This window comes from Streptomyces sp. NPDC048643 (genome assembly GCF_040650615.1).
In the GTDB taxonomy this organism is placed as follows: Bacteria; Actinomycetota; Actinomycetes; order Streptomycetales; family Streptomycetaceae; genus Streptomyces.
Window position 1 is genome coordinate 1 of record NZ_JBEZHO010000090.1, and the last position, 17,729, is coordinate 17,729.

The 17,729-nt window shown below is 70.9% G+C and carries 7 protein-coding genes; 1 reads left to right on the forward strand and 6 read right to left on the reverse strand.

Annotated features, from left to right (window positions below; translation table 11 throughout):
* Nucleotides 1-136: 136 nt before the first annotated feature.
* The 6 genes from AB0C62_RS41405 to AB0C62_RS41430 all read right to left on the reverse strand — a co-directional run bounded on the left by AB0C62_RS41405 (nt 137) and on the right by AB0C62_RS41430 (nt 16,542).
* Complete coding sequence (locus AB0C62_RS41405; protein ID WP_362982366.1) at nt 137-880, reverse strand: SDR family oxidoreductase; 744 nt, start codon at nt 878-880, stop codon at nt 137-139.
* Between the two features lie 52 nt (nt 881-932).
* Nucleotides 933-1,952, reverse strand: a complete 1,020-nt coding sequence (gene gntD / locus AB0C62_RS41410; protein WP_362982368.1) for a guanitoxin biosynthesis L-enduracididine beta-hydroxylase GntD — start codon at nt 1,950-1,952, stop codon at nt 933-935.
* On the reverse strand, nt 1,909-3,375 hold the full coding sequence (locus AB0C62_RS41415; protein WP_362982370.1) for an MFS transporter: 1,467 nt from the start codon (nt 3,373-3,375) through the stop codon (nt 1,909-1,911). Before AB0C62_RS41415 ends, gntD begins: the two co-directional genes overlap by 44 nt.
* A gap of 17 nt (nt 3,376-3,392) precedes the next feature.
* The gene (locus tag AB0C62_RS41420; RefSeq protein WP_362982372.1) at nt 3,393-3,620 is read right to left on the reverse strand and encodes an MbtH family protein; all 228 of its coding nucleotides are present in this window, start codon (nt 3,618-3,620) and stop codon (nt 3,393-3,395) included.
* Between the two features lie 251 nt (nt 3,621-3,871).
* Complete coding sequence (locus AB0C62_RS41425; RefSeq protein WP_362982373.1) at nt 3,872-10,039, reverse strand: amino acid adenylation domain-containing protein; 6,168 nt, start codon at nt 10,037-10,039, stop codon at nt 3,872-3,874.
* On the reverse strand, nt 10,036-16,542 hold the full coding sequence (locus AB0C62_RS41430) for an amino acid adenylation domain-containing protein (protein WP_362982375.1): 6,507 nt from the start codon (nt 16,540-16,542) through the stop codon (nt 10,036-10,038). The genes AB0C62_RS41425 and AB0C62_RS41430 overlap by 4 nt, the downstream gene beginning before the upstream one ends.
* Nucleotides 16,543-16,894: 352 nt before the next feature.
* Here AB0C62_RS41430 and AB0C62_RS41435 point away from each other — a divergent pair, with 352 nt between their 5' ends.
* Nucleotides 16,895-17,602, forward strand: a complete 708-nt coding sequence (locus tag AB0C62_RS41435) for an HAD family phosphatase (RefSeq protein WP_362982377.1) — start codon at nt 16,895-16,897, stop codon at nt 17,600-17,602.
* Nucleotides 17,603-17,729 lie beyond the last annotated feature (127 nt).

Sequence of the window (17,729 nt, forward strand, 5' to 3'; positions counted from 1 at the left end):
TTTCTAGTTTTACATTTAATTATTGGACGCGCTGTCTTAGCACCCCTCCGCGGACTGATTTGTGCGTGGTACCCCCTCTCCAGTTATCTGGCCGCACGGCTCCGGAGCCGTGCGGGGACCGGTGGTGCGAGGAGGGTCAGGCGCTGTTGGCGGTGCCCCATTCGGCGGTGGTCGCGCCGGCCGTCTCGCCGCCGTCGATGACCAGCTCCTGGCCCGTCAGGAATGCCGCGTCCGGTGAGGCGAGGTAGAAGAAGGCCGACGCGATCTCGGCGGGGTCGGCATGCCTCCCGGCCGGGATACGGGCATTGACGTCGGCCAGCATCTGGCCTGTGTACTCGGCGAGTTGCATCGGCGTGAGCACGGCGCCCGGACTCACACAGGCGACCCGTACACGGGGGCTGAGTTCCAGGGCGAAGGTCTGGGTGAGGGCGATGACGCCGGCCTTGGTGGCGTTGTAGTCGGCGTAGTTGGGGTATCCGCGCCGGCCGTTGACCGAAGCGGTCGCCAGGAGCACACCGGTGTCCTGGTCCGCCATGATGCGGGCCGCGCAGCGCCAAAGGCCGAGCGTGCCGAGCAGATTGACGTCGACCACCCGGCGGGCGTCCTTCTCGCTGATGTCCAGGACACCGTGACGGACGCTGATACCGGCGTTGGCGATGACCACGTCCAAAGCCCCGTGGTCCCGGTGGATCTGGGCGAGGGTGTCGTCCACGGCCTGCCAGTCGGCCACGTCGCAGCGGACCCATGTGACGAACTCGTGCTGCTCGCCCTGGGGTTCGGCGATGTCGAGGTTGAAGACGCGATCGCCCGCGCTAGCGAAGCGTTCGACGGTGGCTTGGCCGATACCGCTGGAGCCACCGGTCACGACGATGGTGCGCATCTGTGGATGTCCCTTTCCTGAGGGGATGACGGTGAGAGGTACCGGGCACGGGTCAGAAGAGGATGCGCGTGTTCCCGGGCGAAGCATGCGGGGTGGTCTTGCGCAGGTCACGGCTGACGATCATGCGCTTGAGCCAGCGGTCCGTGCCGTCGTGCGCCGCGCGGAACGCCCTACGCCCGTGCACGGCGACGTAGTTGTCCACGACGGCGAGGCTGCCCTGCTCCACGACGACGTCGAGCTGCACCCGCTCCAGCTCCTCCATCAGCTCGTCCAGGGCCTCCTGGGCGCTGGAGTCCTCGCCGGCGCAGGTCATGAACGGGTAGTCGATGCGCAGATACGGCCGGTCGTGCTCGCCAGAGAGCACCGCCACGGGCTCGGGGTCGCTCTGCATCCGCAGCATGCCGGCGAGGGCGGGATGGTCGGGGTGGCGCGCCTGCAGCTGGCGTACGTGTTCGTCGTCGGGGCGGATCAGGAACCGGGGTGAGCGGAGCAGGTCCGCGGTCTCGTCGCTGATCTTGACGTCGCGTACGGAGGAGACGATGGTCGGCACCCGCTCGTGGTTGCGCATGCCGAACAGCAGGAGGTAGTCGCAGCGGCCGGGGTGGAACCCGTCCTCGGTGTGGAACTCGAGGAGGCATTCGCTGCCGTGCCCGCTCTGGCGCAGCTCGTCACCACGGATCGGCAGCAGGTTCTGCGTCACCCGGCCCAACTGGAGGGTCGAGAAGGTGAACGGGTCACCGAGGGCGGTGCCGACCATGGCGAGGAAGAGCTCCTCGTCGAGGACCGCCCCCTGGACGGGCACGTCCTCCCAGTGGGCCGGCGTGGGACCGACCGCCTCGTCATCGACCGGGAACCCGTGGATGACCAGTGCCGCGGCCGGTTCGGTGCGGCGGAACTGCTCCAGGAAGCTGCGCAGTCCGGCCGGAAGGTGGAGTGCGGCGTCCCAGTGCTCGTCGTAGAAGGCGGGCTGTGCGGGGGACAGTGCCCCCTCGCGGAAGCGGGCCAGCGCCTCCTGGATCTGTTCCGTCTCAGCGGCGGAGAGCCCGTATTCGAGGGGTATGCCGTGGTACATGTCTGGACCTGCCGTTTTCTGGAGGGGAGTTGAGGTGAGGTGAGGTGGACGTGAGGGAGGCCGAAGGCGGGGGAGGGGAAGTCAAGGGCGGACAAGCCGATGCTGAGGAGGGCAGCGATGGAACAACCGGTGACGAGCCGGCGGACGCGGCGGGCATCGGGACCAGGGAGAGCGCAGCGCACACCAGACAGAGCACACCGCTGAACCGGAACGCGAGGCCCGCACCGCCCTGCGCGAGCAGCACACCGGCGACCGCCGTCCCCAGACCGCTGCCGAGCGCGTCCGCCGCACCAAGAGCACCGAAGGCCCTGGCCGTACGGTCCGGACCAGCATCGCGCGCCACCTTCGCGGAAATCAGCGGCAGCGCAACGGCGAGCAGCACGCCCTCCGCGAGCGACAGGGCGACCGCCACACCGGTCACGTCGACCAGCGGGTAGAGGCACGCCGACCCGCCGAGAAGAAGCGCGGCGCAGCGGATCAGCGCCGTCCGGGGGACCCGGCGCAGCACTGCCCCCGCCCGGGGTGACAACAGGAGCGCCGGAAGCGCCAGGCACGCCATCGACCAGGCCACGACCACGTCCGGGGCGCCGAGCCCGCGCAAGTAGACGGCCCAGACCACGGAGTAGCCGCCGTACAGGGCCGTGATCCCGAACAACAGCACCAACGCCGGCCACACCACCCCGAACAGAGCTCCGCCAGAGCCCGGTGCCGAGCACGGCCCGGATCGGACGAGTGCCTGGCTGGACCGGGCTAAGGACGGTGCCGACTGGGCGGAGGGCCGTACCGGCTCGGCCCCGGATCGGACAAGGGACGCCGAGTCCGGCCCGATGGATACTGCAACCCTCTCCCGTCGCACCGCCGATCCCGCCACCGCCATGGCGGCGACGCCGACAGCAGTGGCGAACCAGGCTGCCCCGCCGCTGCCGTGCAGCAGCGCGGCGCCCGCACCGAGCGGGCCGGTCAGCGCACCGAGCATCTGGGCCCCCGTCAAGCGGCCGTAGGCACGTTCCAGGCGACTCGTCCGCTCCACCTCGTCCTCCGCGGCACGCTCCTGGGAGCGCCCCGCAGAGGGATCGGAGACGTTGGAAGGGTCGGTGGCCAGGGTGGCGCGCAGCCCGGTGCCGGTCAGCGCGCCGCCCGCCATGACCAGGAAGTCGGCCGCGGCCAGGCTCCACCAGGGCGTGAAGACGGCGAACGCCAGACAGCCGACGCTCTGCAGGAGCGTGCCGAGGAGGATGATCTGGGTCGTGCGACTGCGGTGGCCCCAGCGGCTCACGGCGAGTTGTGCCAGGGCTCCGCCCGCCGCGGCGGCCGTCATCACCAGCCCGATACGGTCTGCGGCGACGTCCCGGTCGAGGAGGATGAGCGTCTCCGCCGAGAAGAGGCCGAGCTGACTCGTCCGGGCGAGGAAGGCCGTGGCCAAAACCGTGAGCGGGGCGCTCACCGCGCGGCGACGGCGTCGGCTGCCATGGCCTCGACCAGGCTCCGGGGACGCAGGTCGGTCCAGTGTTCGCCGATGTAGTCGAGGCAGTCCTGGCGGGTGCCCTCGGAGTGGACGACCGTCCAGCCGGCCGGAACCTCCGCGAAGGCAGGCCACAGGGAGTGCTGGTTCTCGTCGTTGACGAGGACGAGGAAGGTGCCGTCCTGGTTGTCGAAGGGGCTGTTCATGCTGGGTGTCTCCTTGATTGTCGTGTGTCTGCCGGAGGTGGCGTTCGCCGGTTCCGGCGGGGTGGGCAGCTGAGGTGCGGCGCAGGGCCGCCCGGGCTCACGGCTGTCACCAGGGCATGCCTGAGACAGGCCTGGCGTACGAGGGTGAGGTGGAGGTCGAAGGGGAGGTGGAGGTGAGGACTGGCGTCGGCGGGCCGACTGGTCGGGAGGGCCACCCGTGAGCCTCCCGGCCACCTGCCACCTGGCGCCGGTCAGCGCAGGTGGCCCGCCAGAGCCCGTGGTGTGGGCCGGTCGAACACCGCCCGTACCGCGAGCCGCGGCGCCCCTTCGAGTGCGCGCAGGCGTCCCGTGAGGCGCAGGGCCCGCAGGGAGGTGCCGCCAAGAGCGAAGAAGTCGTCGTCGGGGCCCACGCGTTCGACGTCGAGGATCTCCGCGAACAGTGCCCGTACGGCGTCCACGGGCCCGTCCCCAACGGGATCTGGCCGGCCGGTGAACGTGGCGAGCACCGCACGGAGCCGGGCCATGGTCTGTTCGGCGGCACGACGGTCGAACAGATCGGGCCGATAACTCAGTTGGAGATAGATGCGCTCGCCGGGCACGCCCATAAGGCTCATCGGGTAGTGGTAGGCGTCGCGCCCATCGAGACCGGTGACGCGGACGCGTCCCGCGCGGACCTCACCGGAGTCGGCGGGGTAGTTCTCGAAGACCGTCGAGGTGTCGAAGAGCGGGCCGCCGCCGGCCAGGGCTTGGATGCGGGGCAGACCCAGGTGCTGGTGTGCTGCGAGGGCGGACTGCTCGTCCTGCAGGCGGGTGAGAAACGCGGCGGTCGTCTCACCGTCGTGTCGGCGCACCCGCACCGGAACCGTGGTGATAAGCAGCCCGACGCCGTTCTCCACACCGGGCAACTCCGGCGCTCTCAGCGACACCGTGGCACCGAACACGACATCGCGCCGCCCGGTCGCATCGGCCAGCACCAACGCCCAGGCACCCTGCATCACCGTGTTGAGGGTGAGGCCGTTCTCCCGCGCCAGCGTGGTCAGCGCCGCCGTCTCCGCGCCGGACAGCTCCGCCGTGATCCGTTCGGGCAGCAGGGGCGTGCCCGCCCGGGCGGCTCCCGGCGCCACAAGCGTGGGCCCCTCCAGTCCATCGAGCGCATCCCGCCACGCCTTCTCGGCGGTGTCCTGGTCCTGGCCGGCGTGCCAGGCGAGGTGGTCCCGGACACTGGGCCCGGGCAAGGGCCTCGGCAGACGGTCGGCACGGTCCTCGCGGGCCGCGTACAGGGCGAACAGATCGCGCAGCAGGACCGGCATCGACCAGCCGTCCAACAGAATGTGATGCACGGCCAGCAACAGGGTGTGGTGGTCGTCCGTTTCCCGGAGGAGCGTGAACCGGGCGAGGGAGGGCGCGTCCACGGAAAGGCGGTGCAGCCGGTCGGCCGCCAGGATCTCCGTACGGCGGATCCGCCGCGCCTGTTCGTCCTGTCCCCGCAGGTCGTGCTCGGTCCAGGAGGCCTCCGCGTTCCGCAGCACCGCCTGGAAGGGAGTGCCGGAGGACAGGGTGCCGAAGGTCGTGCGGAGCGGGGCGTGCCGGTCGACCAGGTCCTGGCAGGCGGCGCGCAGCGCGGACGGGGTGAGGGGTCCGTCGAGGCCGAGGGAGAGCTGGACGTTGTAGACGTCCACCGTCTCCTCGTCGTACAGGGCGTGGAACAGCAGCCCCTCCTGGAGCGGGGACAGAGGAAGGACGTCGGTGAGCGTCTCCCGCGACCAGCGTGCTTCGAGCGCGTCGAGTTCGTCCTGTTCCAGCCGCTCACCGGCGATGGCCACGATGCCGAGGTCGGAGGGAGTGTGTCCGCCCGAGCCCGCGGAGGCCGCATGGTCCACGAGCGCGCGCAGTGCCCGGAACCAGGTGTCGGCCAGTTCCCGTATCCGCTCCTCGCCGAACAGCGCTGCCGCCCATGACCAGTTGGCGACCAGGTGCGGTCCGTCGGGGCGGTCCTCGGTGGCGGCGTTGAGGTCCAGGGCGTGCGGCAACGGCATCGCCGGGTCGGCCGGTGCCGTCACGGCGTCGGTCTCGCCGGTCGTCTCCCAGTCGCCCGCCTGTCCCGCGCCGAACCGGCCCAGGTAGTTGAAGCCGATCTGGGGAGTGCGCAGTGCCGCCAGGAGCGGACCGGTGTCGGCGTTGAGGTGGCGCAGGAGCCCGTATCCGATCCCGTGGTGCGGTACGGCACGGAGCTGTTCCTTGACGGCCTTGACGGCGTGACCGAGCTGCGGTCCGCCGGCCCAGATGTCCCTCCAGTCTGCGGCCCGGGTGTCCAGACGTACGGGATACAGGCTGGTGAACCAGCCCACGGTGCGCGAGAGGTCGAACCCGGGGGCGAGTTCCTGGCGGCCGTGGCCCTCCAGGTCGACCAGGACCGACGTGCCCGCCGCCGGTTCGCGCCAGTGCGCCACCGCCAGTGCGAGCGCCGTGAGCAGGATGTCGTCGACTCCGGCATGGAACGCCTCGGGCACGGCCGTCAGCAGAGCGGCGGTGTACTCCGGGGGAAGCGTCAGGGTGAGGTCGCGGCGGGTGGCGTACGTGTCGCGGGCCGGGTCGGCGGAGCGCTCCGAGATCGGCGGGTCGTCGCCCTCCGACACGGCCTGCCACAAGACGAGTTCGGCGGTGCGGGCCGGATCATGGGCCGCCTCGGTGAGGGTGCGGGACCAGGTGCGCAGCGAGGTCGGCACCGGGTCGAGGGCGGCATCCGGCGACGCGCCGTCGGCCGCGGCCCGCCAGGCGGCAGCGAGGTCGGGCAGCAGGATCCGCCAGGAGACCCCGTCCACCGCGAGGTGATGCACCATCAGGAGCAGTCGGCCCGGCTCCGTGTCACCGCGGTCGAACCAGACGGCCCGCAGCACGTTGCCTTCCCGGGGGTCCAGTGTGCGCCGGGCCACCTCCGACTGCTCCGTCACGGCGTCCCGAAGGGCGTCGGCACTCTGGACGCGGTGACGCGTGAGGCAGTCGGCGGCCCGTACGGCCCCACGAACCGAAGTCTCAAACGTCCAGGAGTCGTTGTCGCCGCCGAGCCGCAGGCGCAGCGCGTCATGACGGTCGATGACCGCCTGGAGCGCGGCGACCAGGTCCTCCTCACGCAGGGCCGCCGGGACCCGTACGACCATCGACTGGTGGAAGCCCGCGACGGGGCCACCCTGTTCACGCAGCCAGTGGGTGATGGGAGCCAGGGCCACCGCCCCCGTGCCCGCGTCGTCGGCCTCGACGGCCGGCGCGGTGTCCACCGGGGTGACGACGAGGGCGAGCGCGGCCACCGTGCGGTGCACGAACACGTCCCGCGGCGTGATCAGCAGGCCCGACTTGCGGGCCCGGGCGACGAGTTGGATGGAGAGGATCGAGTCGCCGCCCAGCTCGAAGAATCCGTCGTCCGGACCGACTCCCGGCACGCCGAGCACCTCGGCGAAGAGCCCGCAGAGCAGTTCCTCCACCGGCCCCTCGGGATCGCGCCCGCCGGCGGCGCTGAACGCGGGCGCGGGCAGCGCCTTACGGTCCAGTTTCCCGCTGAGCGACAACGGCAGCCGCTCCAGCATCACGAACGCCTGCGGCACCATGTGCTCGGGAAGCCCGGCGGCGCAGTAGGCCCGCAACGCGGCGACATCACAGGCGCCCGTGCTCCCGGAGCGTTCCGAGTCGGCAGGAACGACGTACGCCACCAGACGCTTGACCCCCGGCTGGTCCTCCCGGACCACGACGGCCTGCGTGTGCACGGCCGGATGTCCGGCCAGCACGGACTCGATCTCACCGAGCTCGATACGGAAGCCACGGATCTTGACCTGGTCGTCGGCCCGCCGCAGATACAGCAGTTCGCCGTCCTCGGTCCAGCGCACGACATCGCCCGTACGGTACATCCGTGACCCTGGCGGCCCGAACGGATCGGCGACGAAGCGCTCGGCCGTGAGCCCGGGGCGCCCGTGGTAGCCGTGGGCGAGCTGGACGCCCGCCAGGTACAACTCGCCGGGGGCGCCCGGGTGCGCGGGCCGCAGTCCCGCGTCGAGGACGTACACGCGGGTGTTGTCGACGGGCCGGCCGATGGGCACAGACGCCGTCCGGGTGCCGGGCAGGCTGCGCCGGTGGGTGACATCGACGGACGCCTCGGTGGGCCCGTACAGGTTGTGCAGTTCGGTGCCCGCGTCGTCAAAGAGGTCGTGGAAGCGGTCGGCGAGCGCGGCGGGCAGTGCCTCACCGCTGCAGATCACCCTGCGCAACCCGGTGCACCGGGCCGCGTCCGGCGTGCGAAGGAACGAGTCCAGCATGGACGGCACGAAGTGCACGGTGGTGATGTCCTGTTGGCGTATCAGATCCGCGAGATAGGCCGGATCCTTGTGCCCTTCCGGCCTGGCCACGACCAGGGTCGCTCCGGTGATCAGGGGCCAGAAGAACTCCCACACCGAGACGTCGAAACTGGACGGTGTCTTCTGCAGGACCCGGTCGGCCGCCGTCAGCCCGTACGCCGACTGCATCCACAACAGCCGGTTGACGATGCCCTCGTGCGGAACGAGTACCCCCTTGGGCCGTCCCGTCGAGCCGGACGTGTAGATCATGTACGCCGGGGATCCCGGCGCCACGCCCGGCAGTTCACCCGAGCCGTCCTGTTCCCCGGCCTCCCTGACCAGAGCGTCGTAGACAGCCGGGGTGACGACGAGGGCGGGCGCCGCGTCGTCGAGCATGTACCGCACCCGGTCCTCGGGATAGTCCGGATCGACCGGCAGATAGGCCGCACCCGCCTTGTGCACCGCATAAAGGGTGACGACGAGGTCGAGGGAGCGGGGCAGCGCAACGGCCACCACGCGCCCCGGACCGACTCCCCGGTCCCGCAACGCGTGAGCCAACCGATTTGCACGGGCGTTGAGTTCGCCGTACGTCATCGTCGCGCCCTCGAAGGTCACCGCGGTCGCCGCCGGTGTGCGGGCGGCCTGCTCGGCGAACAGCTCGGGCAGTGTGGTTGCGGGCAGGCGCACGGCGGGACCCGTGCCGGTCGCCAGGAGAGCGGCGTGCTCGCCGGCGTCCAGCGCGTCGACCAGCCCGCAGGGCCGCTCCGGGGTGGCCACCAGCGCACTCAGCAGGCGTTCCAGGCCCTGGGCCAGTCCCTCGACCGCCGGCCGGTCGAAGACGTCGTCCCGATGGCTCAGGTCCAGGCGCAGCCGTCGTCCGGGTACGGCGACCAGGCTGAGCGGGTAGTGCATCGTGCCCGTGGTGGCCGTGTCCTCCAGGATCCCGACACGCAGTCCGCCGAAGGTCCGGTTCACGGAGGCGTCGTCGAAGGGTGCGTTCTCGAACACCACGGCGGTGTCGAAGAGATCGCCGAGTCCGGTCAGCCGCTGCACCGCGGGGAGGCCGAGGTGGTGGTGTGCGAGGAGCGCGGACTGCTCCTCCTGGACGCGGACCAGCAGCTGCTCCAGCGGTTCGGCCGCGTCCAGACGCACCCGCACTGGAACGGTGTTGATGAACAGCCCCACCGTCTCCTCGACGCCGGGTACCTCCGGAGGCCGTCCCGCGACGGTCGCCCCGAAGACGACGTCCTGCCGGCCGGTGACGCGGGCCAGCAGCAGGGCCCAGGCCACCTGTACGAGCGTGTTGACCGTGAGCCCCCGGGAGCGGGCGAACCGCCCCAGCTCCGCTGTCAGTTCCTCCGGCACATGGGTCACCACCCGCGCCGGGAAGTCGGCCCGGTGCGGCGTCCCGCCCGGAGCCACCAGCGTGGGCTCGTCCAGGTCGCCCAGCGCACGGCGCCAGGCGTCCTCCGCAGCCGGAAGGTCCTGGCCGGCGAGCCAGGCCAGGTGACGGCGGAAGGAGGGCGCGGGAGCCAGAGCCGCCGCGCTGCCGCCCTGCCCGAACAGCTCGTAGAGCTCGAACAGATCACGCAGGACCAGCGGCAACGACCATCCGTCCAGGAGTATGTGATGGTTCGTCATCAACAGCACGTGACGTTCGGTGGCCATGCGCAGCAGGCGGAACCGTACGAGAGGAGGGGCGGCCAGGTTGAAGCGGCGCTCCCGGTCCTCGGCCGTGATCCGGTCGAGCGCCGGCCCCTGTTCGGCCTCCGGCCGATCGCTGAGATCCTCCTCGGTCCACGGCACGTCGACGGTGCGCGGCACGATCTGGACCGCCTGGCCGCTGCCGCGCTGGAGGAATCCGGCCCGCAGTGCCGGATGCCGCTCCAGCAGGGCCCCGCACGCGGCCCGCAGCGCGGTGGCGTCGAGCGGACCGGTCAGCTCCAGCGAGGTCTGGACGGTGTAGACGTCACTTCCCTCGTTGTCGTAGAGCGCGTGGAAGAGCATGCCCTCCTGGAGCGGCGTCAGCGGCAGGACGTCGAGGTCGGGTCGCTTGCCGGCCGTGGTCGGCCGTGTCGTGGTCGGTGTCGCGTTCACTGGGCGGACTCCCATTCGGCCACCAGCTCGTCGAGTTCGAGGTCGGGCAGGGTCATCGAAGGCAGCTCCGGCTCCTCGGCCCAGCCGGTGGGCTCCGGTGCCAGGTCGGACGCCGCCTCGGCGAGGGCGGCCGGGGTATGGAAGGTGAAGACGTCACGGGCGGTCAGGACGAGTCCCGCCCGGCGGGCCCGGGCGGCCAGCCGGACGGACACGATCGAGTCGCCCCCGAGGGCGAAGAAGCTGTCGTCGGGGCCGACCCCCTCGATGCCGAGGACCTCTGCGAAAAGGGCGCACAGCAGTTCCTCCCGAGGGGTAGCGGGCGCACGTCCGTCACCGGCCGCGGTGAACTCCGGGACGGGCAGGGCCCTCCGGTCGATCTTGCCGTTGCGGGTCAGCGGCAGCGCGGCCAGCGGCACGAACGCGGCCGGCACCTGGTAGTCGGCCAACAACGGGGCCAGGTGGCGACGGAGTTCGGCCGCGGTCGCCGCCTCACTCCCGGCAGCCGGGACGACATAGGCGGCCAGTCGTTTGACGCCGGGGCTGTCCTCGCGGGCCACAACGCAGCACTGGGCCACCGCCGGATGCCGGACGAGCGCGGCCTCGATCTCGCCGGGCTCGACGCGGAACCCGCGGATCTTGATCTGGTCGTCGGCCCGGCCCAGGAAGACCAGTTCACCGTCGCCGGTCCAGCGGACCAGATCCCCGGTGCGATACATGCGCTCTCCGGGCGCGCCGAACGGGTCGGCGACGAAACGCTCCGCCGTCGCCGGCGCCCGGTCCAGATACCCGCGCGCAAGTCCCGCGCCGGACAAGTGCAGTTCACCCGCGACACCGACGGGCACGGGGCGCAGCGCGCTGTCGAGAACGTACGCGCGCATCCCGTCCAAAGGTCGTCCCACCGGCACCGTGCCCGGGATCTCGTCCCCGGGCCGCATGCGATGCCGGGCGGCAAAGACGGTGGTCTCGGTCGGACCGTAGCCGTCCACGACGACCAGTCCCCGGCAGGCGTCCATGACCCGGCGGACCGCCTGGCCGGGGACGACATCGCCACCCGCCCACACCTCCCGCAGCCCGGCGAAGGAGTTAGGTGACTCCTCGGCGAGGAGGCGGAACAGACCGGCCGTCAGCCACACAGCGGTCACACCGTGCTCGGCGACGAGCCTCTCCAATGTGGGACCGTCCAGTTCGGCGGGCGGCGCGAGGACGACCCGTCCGCCGCTCAGTAGCGGCACCCACATCTCGTACGTCGCCGCGTCGAAGGCCTGGGTGGAGTGCTGGAGCACCGACCGGTGCGCGGGTGAGACGAACGCGCTGTCGCCGGCCAGGTCGAGAACCGCGCGGTGGGTGACTCCGACGCCCTTCGGCTCGCCCGTCGATCCGGACGTGAACAGGACGTACGCGAGCTGGTCGGGCCGGACGTCGGGCAGCGGGCCGACCGGGGAGGTGAGGTCGGGGAGGGGTTCGTCGACGACGAGGAGGTGCTCGGTGGCGAGGGCCTGCGCGGCCTCGTGGGAGGCGCGGTCGGTCAGCAGGATGCGGGCGTTGGAACTCCCCGCCATGGCGCGCAGCCGGTCGGCGGGGGAGCGCGGGTCGAGCGGCATGTAGGCGCCGCCCGCCTTGAGCACCGCCAGCAGGGACACGATCAACTCGGGCGAGCGCTCCTGGAGAACGGCCACCCGCTCCTCGGGCCGCACACCCAGAGCGAACAGACGCCGTGCCAACTTGGTCGCGCGGAAGTCGAGTTCGCTGTAGCTGAGGGTGCCGCCGAAGCCGGTGAGCGCGACCGCGTCAGGGGTGCGGGTCGCCTGCTCGGCGAACCGTCGCGGAATCGAGGAGTCGGCGAAGGGTGCGTCGGCCGCGTTGAACTCATCGAGGACGCGTGCTCGTTCCGGTGCGGAGAGCAGGTGCACGGTGGCGAGCGAGGCGTCGGGCGCGGCGGCAAAGGCGCCGAGGAAGCGGGCGACCCGCTCGGCGACCGCCACGGCGTCGGCGCGATCCACGAGGTCGGGCCGGTGGGCGAGCCGCAGGGTCAGTTCCTCACCCGGCTCCGCGATGAGGGTCAGGGCGTAGTGGGTGGCCCCGTAGCTGCCGGTCGGCCGGACGGTTAGACCTGCCGTCGTGCTGCCGGCACCGGCACCGGCACCGGTTTCGGAAGTGGGGGTGTGGTTCTCGAAGACCGTGGAGGTGTCGAAGAGCCGGTCGAGCCCGGTGGGCCGGTGGATGTCGGCGAGGCCCAGGTGGTGGTGCGGGGAGAGGGCTGCCTGCTCGTCCTGGACGCGAGCCGAGAGGCTCTCCAGCGGCTCGGCGGGGTCCAGACGGAACCGCACCGGAACGGTGTTGATGAGCAGACCCGTCAGCTCGTCGGCGCCGGGCAGGTCCGCGGGGCGCACCGAGACGGTCGTCCCGAAGAGCACGTCGTCGCGGCCGGTCAGCTGGGCCAGCGTCACCGCCCAGGCCGTCTGGACCACGCTGTTCAGCGTCAGGGAGCGGGTCCGGGCCGCCGTCACCAGTGCGGCGGTGCGGGACGGGTCGAGGGCCACCCGCACTTCCTCGGGCAGTACCGGGGGCCGGCCGGATGCGGCGTGCGGAGCCAGCAGCGTCGGCTCCTCGACACCCCTCAATGCCGTCGCCCAGGCCTCTGCCGCCGCCTCCGCGTCCTGTTCCAACAGCCACGCGGCGTAGTCCCGGAGTGTGACGCCGGAGCCCGTGTCACCCACGGTGACTCCCGCGGCCAGTGCCCCGCCGCACAGCGCCTCGTAGATGCCGAGGAGATCGTCCGTCACGAGGGCGAGGGACGCGCCGTCGAGCACGATGTGGTGGCCGGTGAAGACGAGCACGTGCCGTTCGGCGGAAAGACGCAGCAGCAGGAACCGTACGAGGGGAGCGTCCGACATGACGAAGGGCCGGGCACGGTCGGCGGCCAACTCGGCCTCGATCCGGAGCTGTTGGGCATCCTCGGACAGTCCCGTCAGGTCGCGCTCGTCCCAGGGCGCCGCGGACACATCGGTGATCACCTGCACGGCCCGGCCGGACGCGGTCCGGGTGAAGGCGGCCCGCAGACACGCGTGCCGGCCGAGCACCGCGTCGCACGCGGCCCGCAGCAGTTCGGCGCGCAACGGGCCGGACAACTCGTAGGAGGACTGCGCGATGTACGGATCGACCGAGGAAGCCCGCTCGTCGCTGTCGCCGTCACTCTCGTACTGCGCGTGGAAGAGCATGCCCTCCTGAAGCGGCGTGAGCGGCAGAACGTCCCCGTGGCCCGGGTGAGCGACGGCGAGCGTTGCACGGTCGGCGGGATCGAGGTCCAGCAGAGGACCGCTGGAGCGCAGGGGCCGCTCCGTGACGGCCTCGGAGGTATGGGCGGCCTCCGCGAGCGCGGCGACGGTCTTGAGCTGGAAGACATCCCGGGGCTGGACGATCACGGAGGCCTCACGGGCAAGCGCCGCGAGGCGCACCGCCAGCGTTGAGTCACCGCCGAGTGCGAAGAAGCTGTCGTCGACACCGACGCTCTGTACGCCCAGAAGCTCCGCGTAGAGAGCGCACAGGATCTCCTCGGCCGGGGTGCGGGGGGCCCGGCTGTCGGCGGCCGCGGTGATCTCCGGGGCGGGCAGGGCGTTCCGGTCGAGCTTGCCGTTGTGAGTGAGGGGCAGCGCGTCGAGCGCGACGAACCCGGCCGGGACCATGTACTCGGGCAGCGCCGCGGCGAGGTGCTCCCTCAACTCGTTTGCATCCGGCGCAAGGTGGCCCGGGGCAGGGACGAAGTAGCCGATCAGCCGACGGACCGCCGAGCCGTCCTCGCGCACCACGACACCGCACTGCGCGATCGCCGGATGCGTGGCGAGCACCGACTCGATCTCGCCCGTCTCGATCCGGAACCCGCGCAGTTTGACCTGCGTGTCCACGCGTCCCGCGTAGCTGAGAAGCCCGTCGCGGTCACGCCGGGCCAGGTCGCCCGTGCGGTACATGCGCTCGCCGGGTGCACCGAAGGGATCGGCGACGAACCGCTCCGCTGTCAGCGCGGACCTGCCGAGATAGCCCCGGGCGACCCCGGCGCCCGCCAGGAAGAGTTCACCGGTCGCTCCGTCCGCGACCGGGCGCAGGGCGCTGTCCAGGACGTACGCCCGCAGGTTGTCGACCGTGCGTCCGATGACGGGGGTGGACGCTACGCGCAGGTCGCAGTACATCGAGTCGACGGTGCACTCGGTCGGCCCGTACACGTTGCGGGCGGTCAGCCCCGGTGTGGCGCGCAGCTCGGCCCACAGATCGTCGGGGACGGCCTCGCCGCCAAGCACCAGGACCCGGGGCCGGTGACCGCCCTCGAGCAGCCCGGCGGACAGCAGTTGGCGTGCGTGCGTGGGCGTGGTGTCCAGCAGGTCGACGGCATGCCGGTCGGCGTAGGCGGCGAGCGCACCGGCGTCCCGGCGGGTCACGTCGTCGATGACGTGCAGCTCGTGCCCGGCGACCAGCCAGAGCAGGGCCGTCCAGGATGCGTCGAAGACGAACGCGTTGGTCAGCGCCACCCGGAAACGCTCCCCGCCCGCCTCGGCGACGGCCCCTTCGATGAACACGCGCCGGTGGTGCTCGTAGAGGTTGCTCAGACTGTGGTGCTCGACGGCGACACCCTTGGGGCGCCCCGTGGAGCCCGAGGTGTAGATGACGTAGGCGAGATGGGCCGGGAGCAGCGGCGCGATCCGGTCGGCGTCCGCCGGATCGCTGTCGGGCAGGCCGGGCAGACCGAGCCCGGCATCCTCCAAGAGCAGCACTCGGGCCGCGTGCGCCTCGGGCAGAGTGTCCGCGAGCGCCGCCGTGGTCAGGACGAGGACCGGGTCCGCCTCCGCGAGGACCTGCGCGGTCCGCTCGGCCGGATGATCGGGATCGAGCGGCACGTAGGCCGCACCGGCTTTCAGCACGCCGAGCATCGCGACGACCGTGTCGGCGGAGCGGGGCAGAGCAAGCGCGACGCACCGCTCGGGTCCCGCGCCCAGTCCGATCAGCAGGTGCGCCAATTGGTTTGATGCAGAGTTGAGTTGACGAAACGTCATAGAGCAGCCCGGCTCGACCAAGGCCGTGGCGTCGGGCGTGCAGGCTGCCTGCGCGGCGAACGCATCCGGGACGTTGGCAGGGCCGACCGTACGGGCCGGCGCACCCGCCACGGCCAGGGCGGCTTCGATCTCGGGCGGGGTGAGGGTGTCCAGCCGGCCGAGGGGCAGCCCGGGATCGGCCGAAGCCATCGCGGTCAGGAGAGCAAGGAACCGCTCCTGGATCAGAGCCAGTTCACCGGCCTCGTAGAGCGCGGGGTTCGCGTCGAAGGAGAAGTGCAGACCGCTGCCGTCGGAGCGTTCGTAGACCGCGAGGCAGAGGTCGCCGACCGGCCCGTTCGAAACGTTGTGAACAGTGATCGGATTCCCGGCGAACGTGACGTCGAAATCGAACGGCATGATGTTCACCATCGGGCCGAAAAGATGACGTCCGTCATCGAGAAGCCGCAGATCCCGGCGAAGATCTCCGTACGGATAACGCTGGTGCCGGAGCAGGCTACGGAGTTCCACGGCGACATTACGTACGAGTTCCCCGACGGTCGTCTCCGGGGAAATGCTGACGCGCAGCGGGAGTTCGTTCGACACCATTCCCGGGACCTGACGGGCGTTCGCCCCGTGCCGGGCGCTGACCGGAATTCCCAGGGTGATGTCACGTATTCCGGTGACACGGTGCAGATGGGCGGCGACCGCCGCGACGATCATCGCCGACCAGGTGGTGCGGGATGCCCGGGCGGTGGACCGGAGGCTGTCCAGCACCTCGGGGGAGAGGCTCGCGGTGCGCCTCAGGAAGGTGTCCGAGGGTGGGGCGGCCCGGCCGGATCCGGCGAAGGTCGCGGTCTCGTCCGGCTGCCGCGCGAACCGCTCGCCCCAGTGGGCCCGGTCCTTCGCGTACTGCCCCGAACCACGGTAGGCGGCCTCGTCGTCCAGCAGCCTGGTCAGCGGGGGGAAAGCTCCATCGCTCGTGCTCTCGCCTGCGGCCAGCGCCGTGTAAACCCGCGCCACACGCGCCGTCAGGGCCGCCGCCCCGAACGCGTCGACGACGACGTGGTGGTAGCGCTGGTGCCAGAAGTACCGGTCCTCGCTGAGTCGTATCAGCGCGTACGAGTACAGCTCGCCGTCGGCCAGGTCCACGGGCCGGGCCATCTGGCCGGAGATGTACGCGTGCGCCGCCGCCTCCGGGTCGGCCTCGCCGGTGACGTCGATCGTGCGCAACCGCAGCGGGGCCGGATCGTCGAGGACCTGGCGGGGTCCTTCCGCGTCCTCGGTCAGCCGGATGTGCAACGTCCCGGCCTCGCGCACCACTTGTCCGAGCGCGGTCTCGAAGAGGCCCACGTCGACCGGTCCGTGGATCTCCACGAATTCCCCGACGTTGTAGACGGGGGAATTCTGGTTCAACTGATGGGCGAACCAGACCCCGCTCTGGGCCGCCGTCAATGGCAGCGAAGTTTGCTGGGCAGCAGACATGACTCCACCTCGGTCGGTGCTACGGCGGTCGAGAGAACGCGGAAAACCGTGAACGTGCCGTGTCGCATGAGGCGTTCCGCAGGGAGCGGACGCGTACTCGATGATTTCCGCTCGGCGTATTCCGCTCAAGTCACGGGATGGCGTTACACCGTGGCGACGGAATGCGTCGCGAGGTGGGCGGCAGGCCCGACCCAAGAGCCAAAGACCACAGGTCGAGCTGCCTACAGTTCGCCATCCAGTCGGCCTCAACGGCCTTGACCTTGCCCGAAGGTGAAGGTCGACAGTGGCAGGGCAACCAGGTCAGGAGACCACGTTGGGCCGCCCGGCCGGCGAGTGGAGGAGGAGACCCTGTATGGAATCGCGCTGCGTCATCCTCGACATCGGTGGAGTCTTGGAGATCACGCCTTCGACAGGTTGGCTGCTCCAATGGGACGAGCATCTGGGGCTACCGGCAGGGAGTGCGGACACGCGTCTCGAAGATGTCTGGCGAGCCGGGGCTGTCGGGGCAGTCAGCGAGACGCAAGTTCTGGCGGAAGTTGGTGCCCGGCTCGGTCTCGACATCAGGCAGGTCGAGTCCTTCATGGCCGATCTGTGGGCCGAGTATCTGGGGACACCGAACGTCGAGCTCATCGACTATGTGCGAGGGCTGCGTTCCCGCTGTCGGCTCGGCATCCTGAGCAACAGTTTCGTGGGAGCCCGTGCGCGGGAGACGGCGATGTACCAGTTCGACGACCTGGTCGAGCAGATCCTGTACTCCCACGAGATCGGTGTGTGCAAGCCCGACCGGCGGGCCTTCGACATGACGTGTTCTCGTCTAGAAGTGCGCGCGGCGGACTGCCTCTTCGTCGATGACTACGGGGTCAACGTCGAGGCTGCGCGCGCGGTAGGAATGCAGGCTCACCTGTTCGAAGGCAACGATCAGACCATCGCCCGCATTGAGGCCCACCTGGCCGGTTCGGGTGCACGAGAAGACCTCGATGGGGCCGTCAACAAGCCCGAGCCCGTCCAGGAAGGGCCCGCGTCCGAGCAAGGTGGTCGGAATCGATTCCAGCCTCGATGATGCCCTCGCTACCGGAATCCATTCGCAGTGCGTCGGCCTTCAGGCCGGTGGTGAAGCGAATCTGATGGTGGCGACGCGGAGCGTCGCGGATTCAGGTCCGGCGGAGCCGGATACCGCAGTTCCTTGC

Bases quoted from the DNA above. Each gene is read 5' to 3' on its own strand.
- AB0C62_RS41435 (WP_362982377.1), top strand. From the start codon at position 16,895: ATGGAATCGCGCTGCGTCATCCTCGACATCGGTGGAGTCTTGGAGATC.
- AB0C62_RS41430 (WP_362982375.1), bottom strand. From the start codon at position 16,542: ATGTCTGCTGCCCAGCAAACTTCGCTGCCATTGACGGCGGCCCAGAGC.
- AB0C62_RS41420 (WP_362982372.1), bottom strand. From the start codon at position 3,620: ATGAACAGCCCCTTCGACAACCAGGACGGCACCTTCCTCGTCCTCGTC.
- gntD (WP_362982368.1), bottom strand. From the start codon at position 1,952: ATGTACCACGGCATACCCCTCGAATACGGGCTCTCCGCCGCTGAGACG.
- AB0C62_RS41405 (WP_362982366.1), bottom strand. From the start codon at position 880: ATGCGCACCATCGTCGTGACCGGTGGCTCCAGCGGTATCGGCCAAGCC.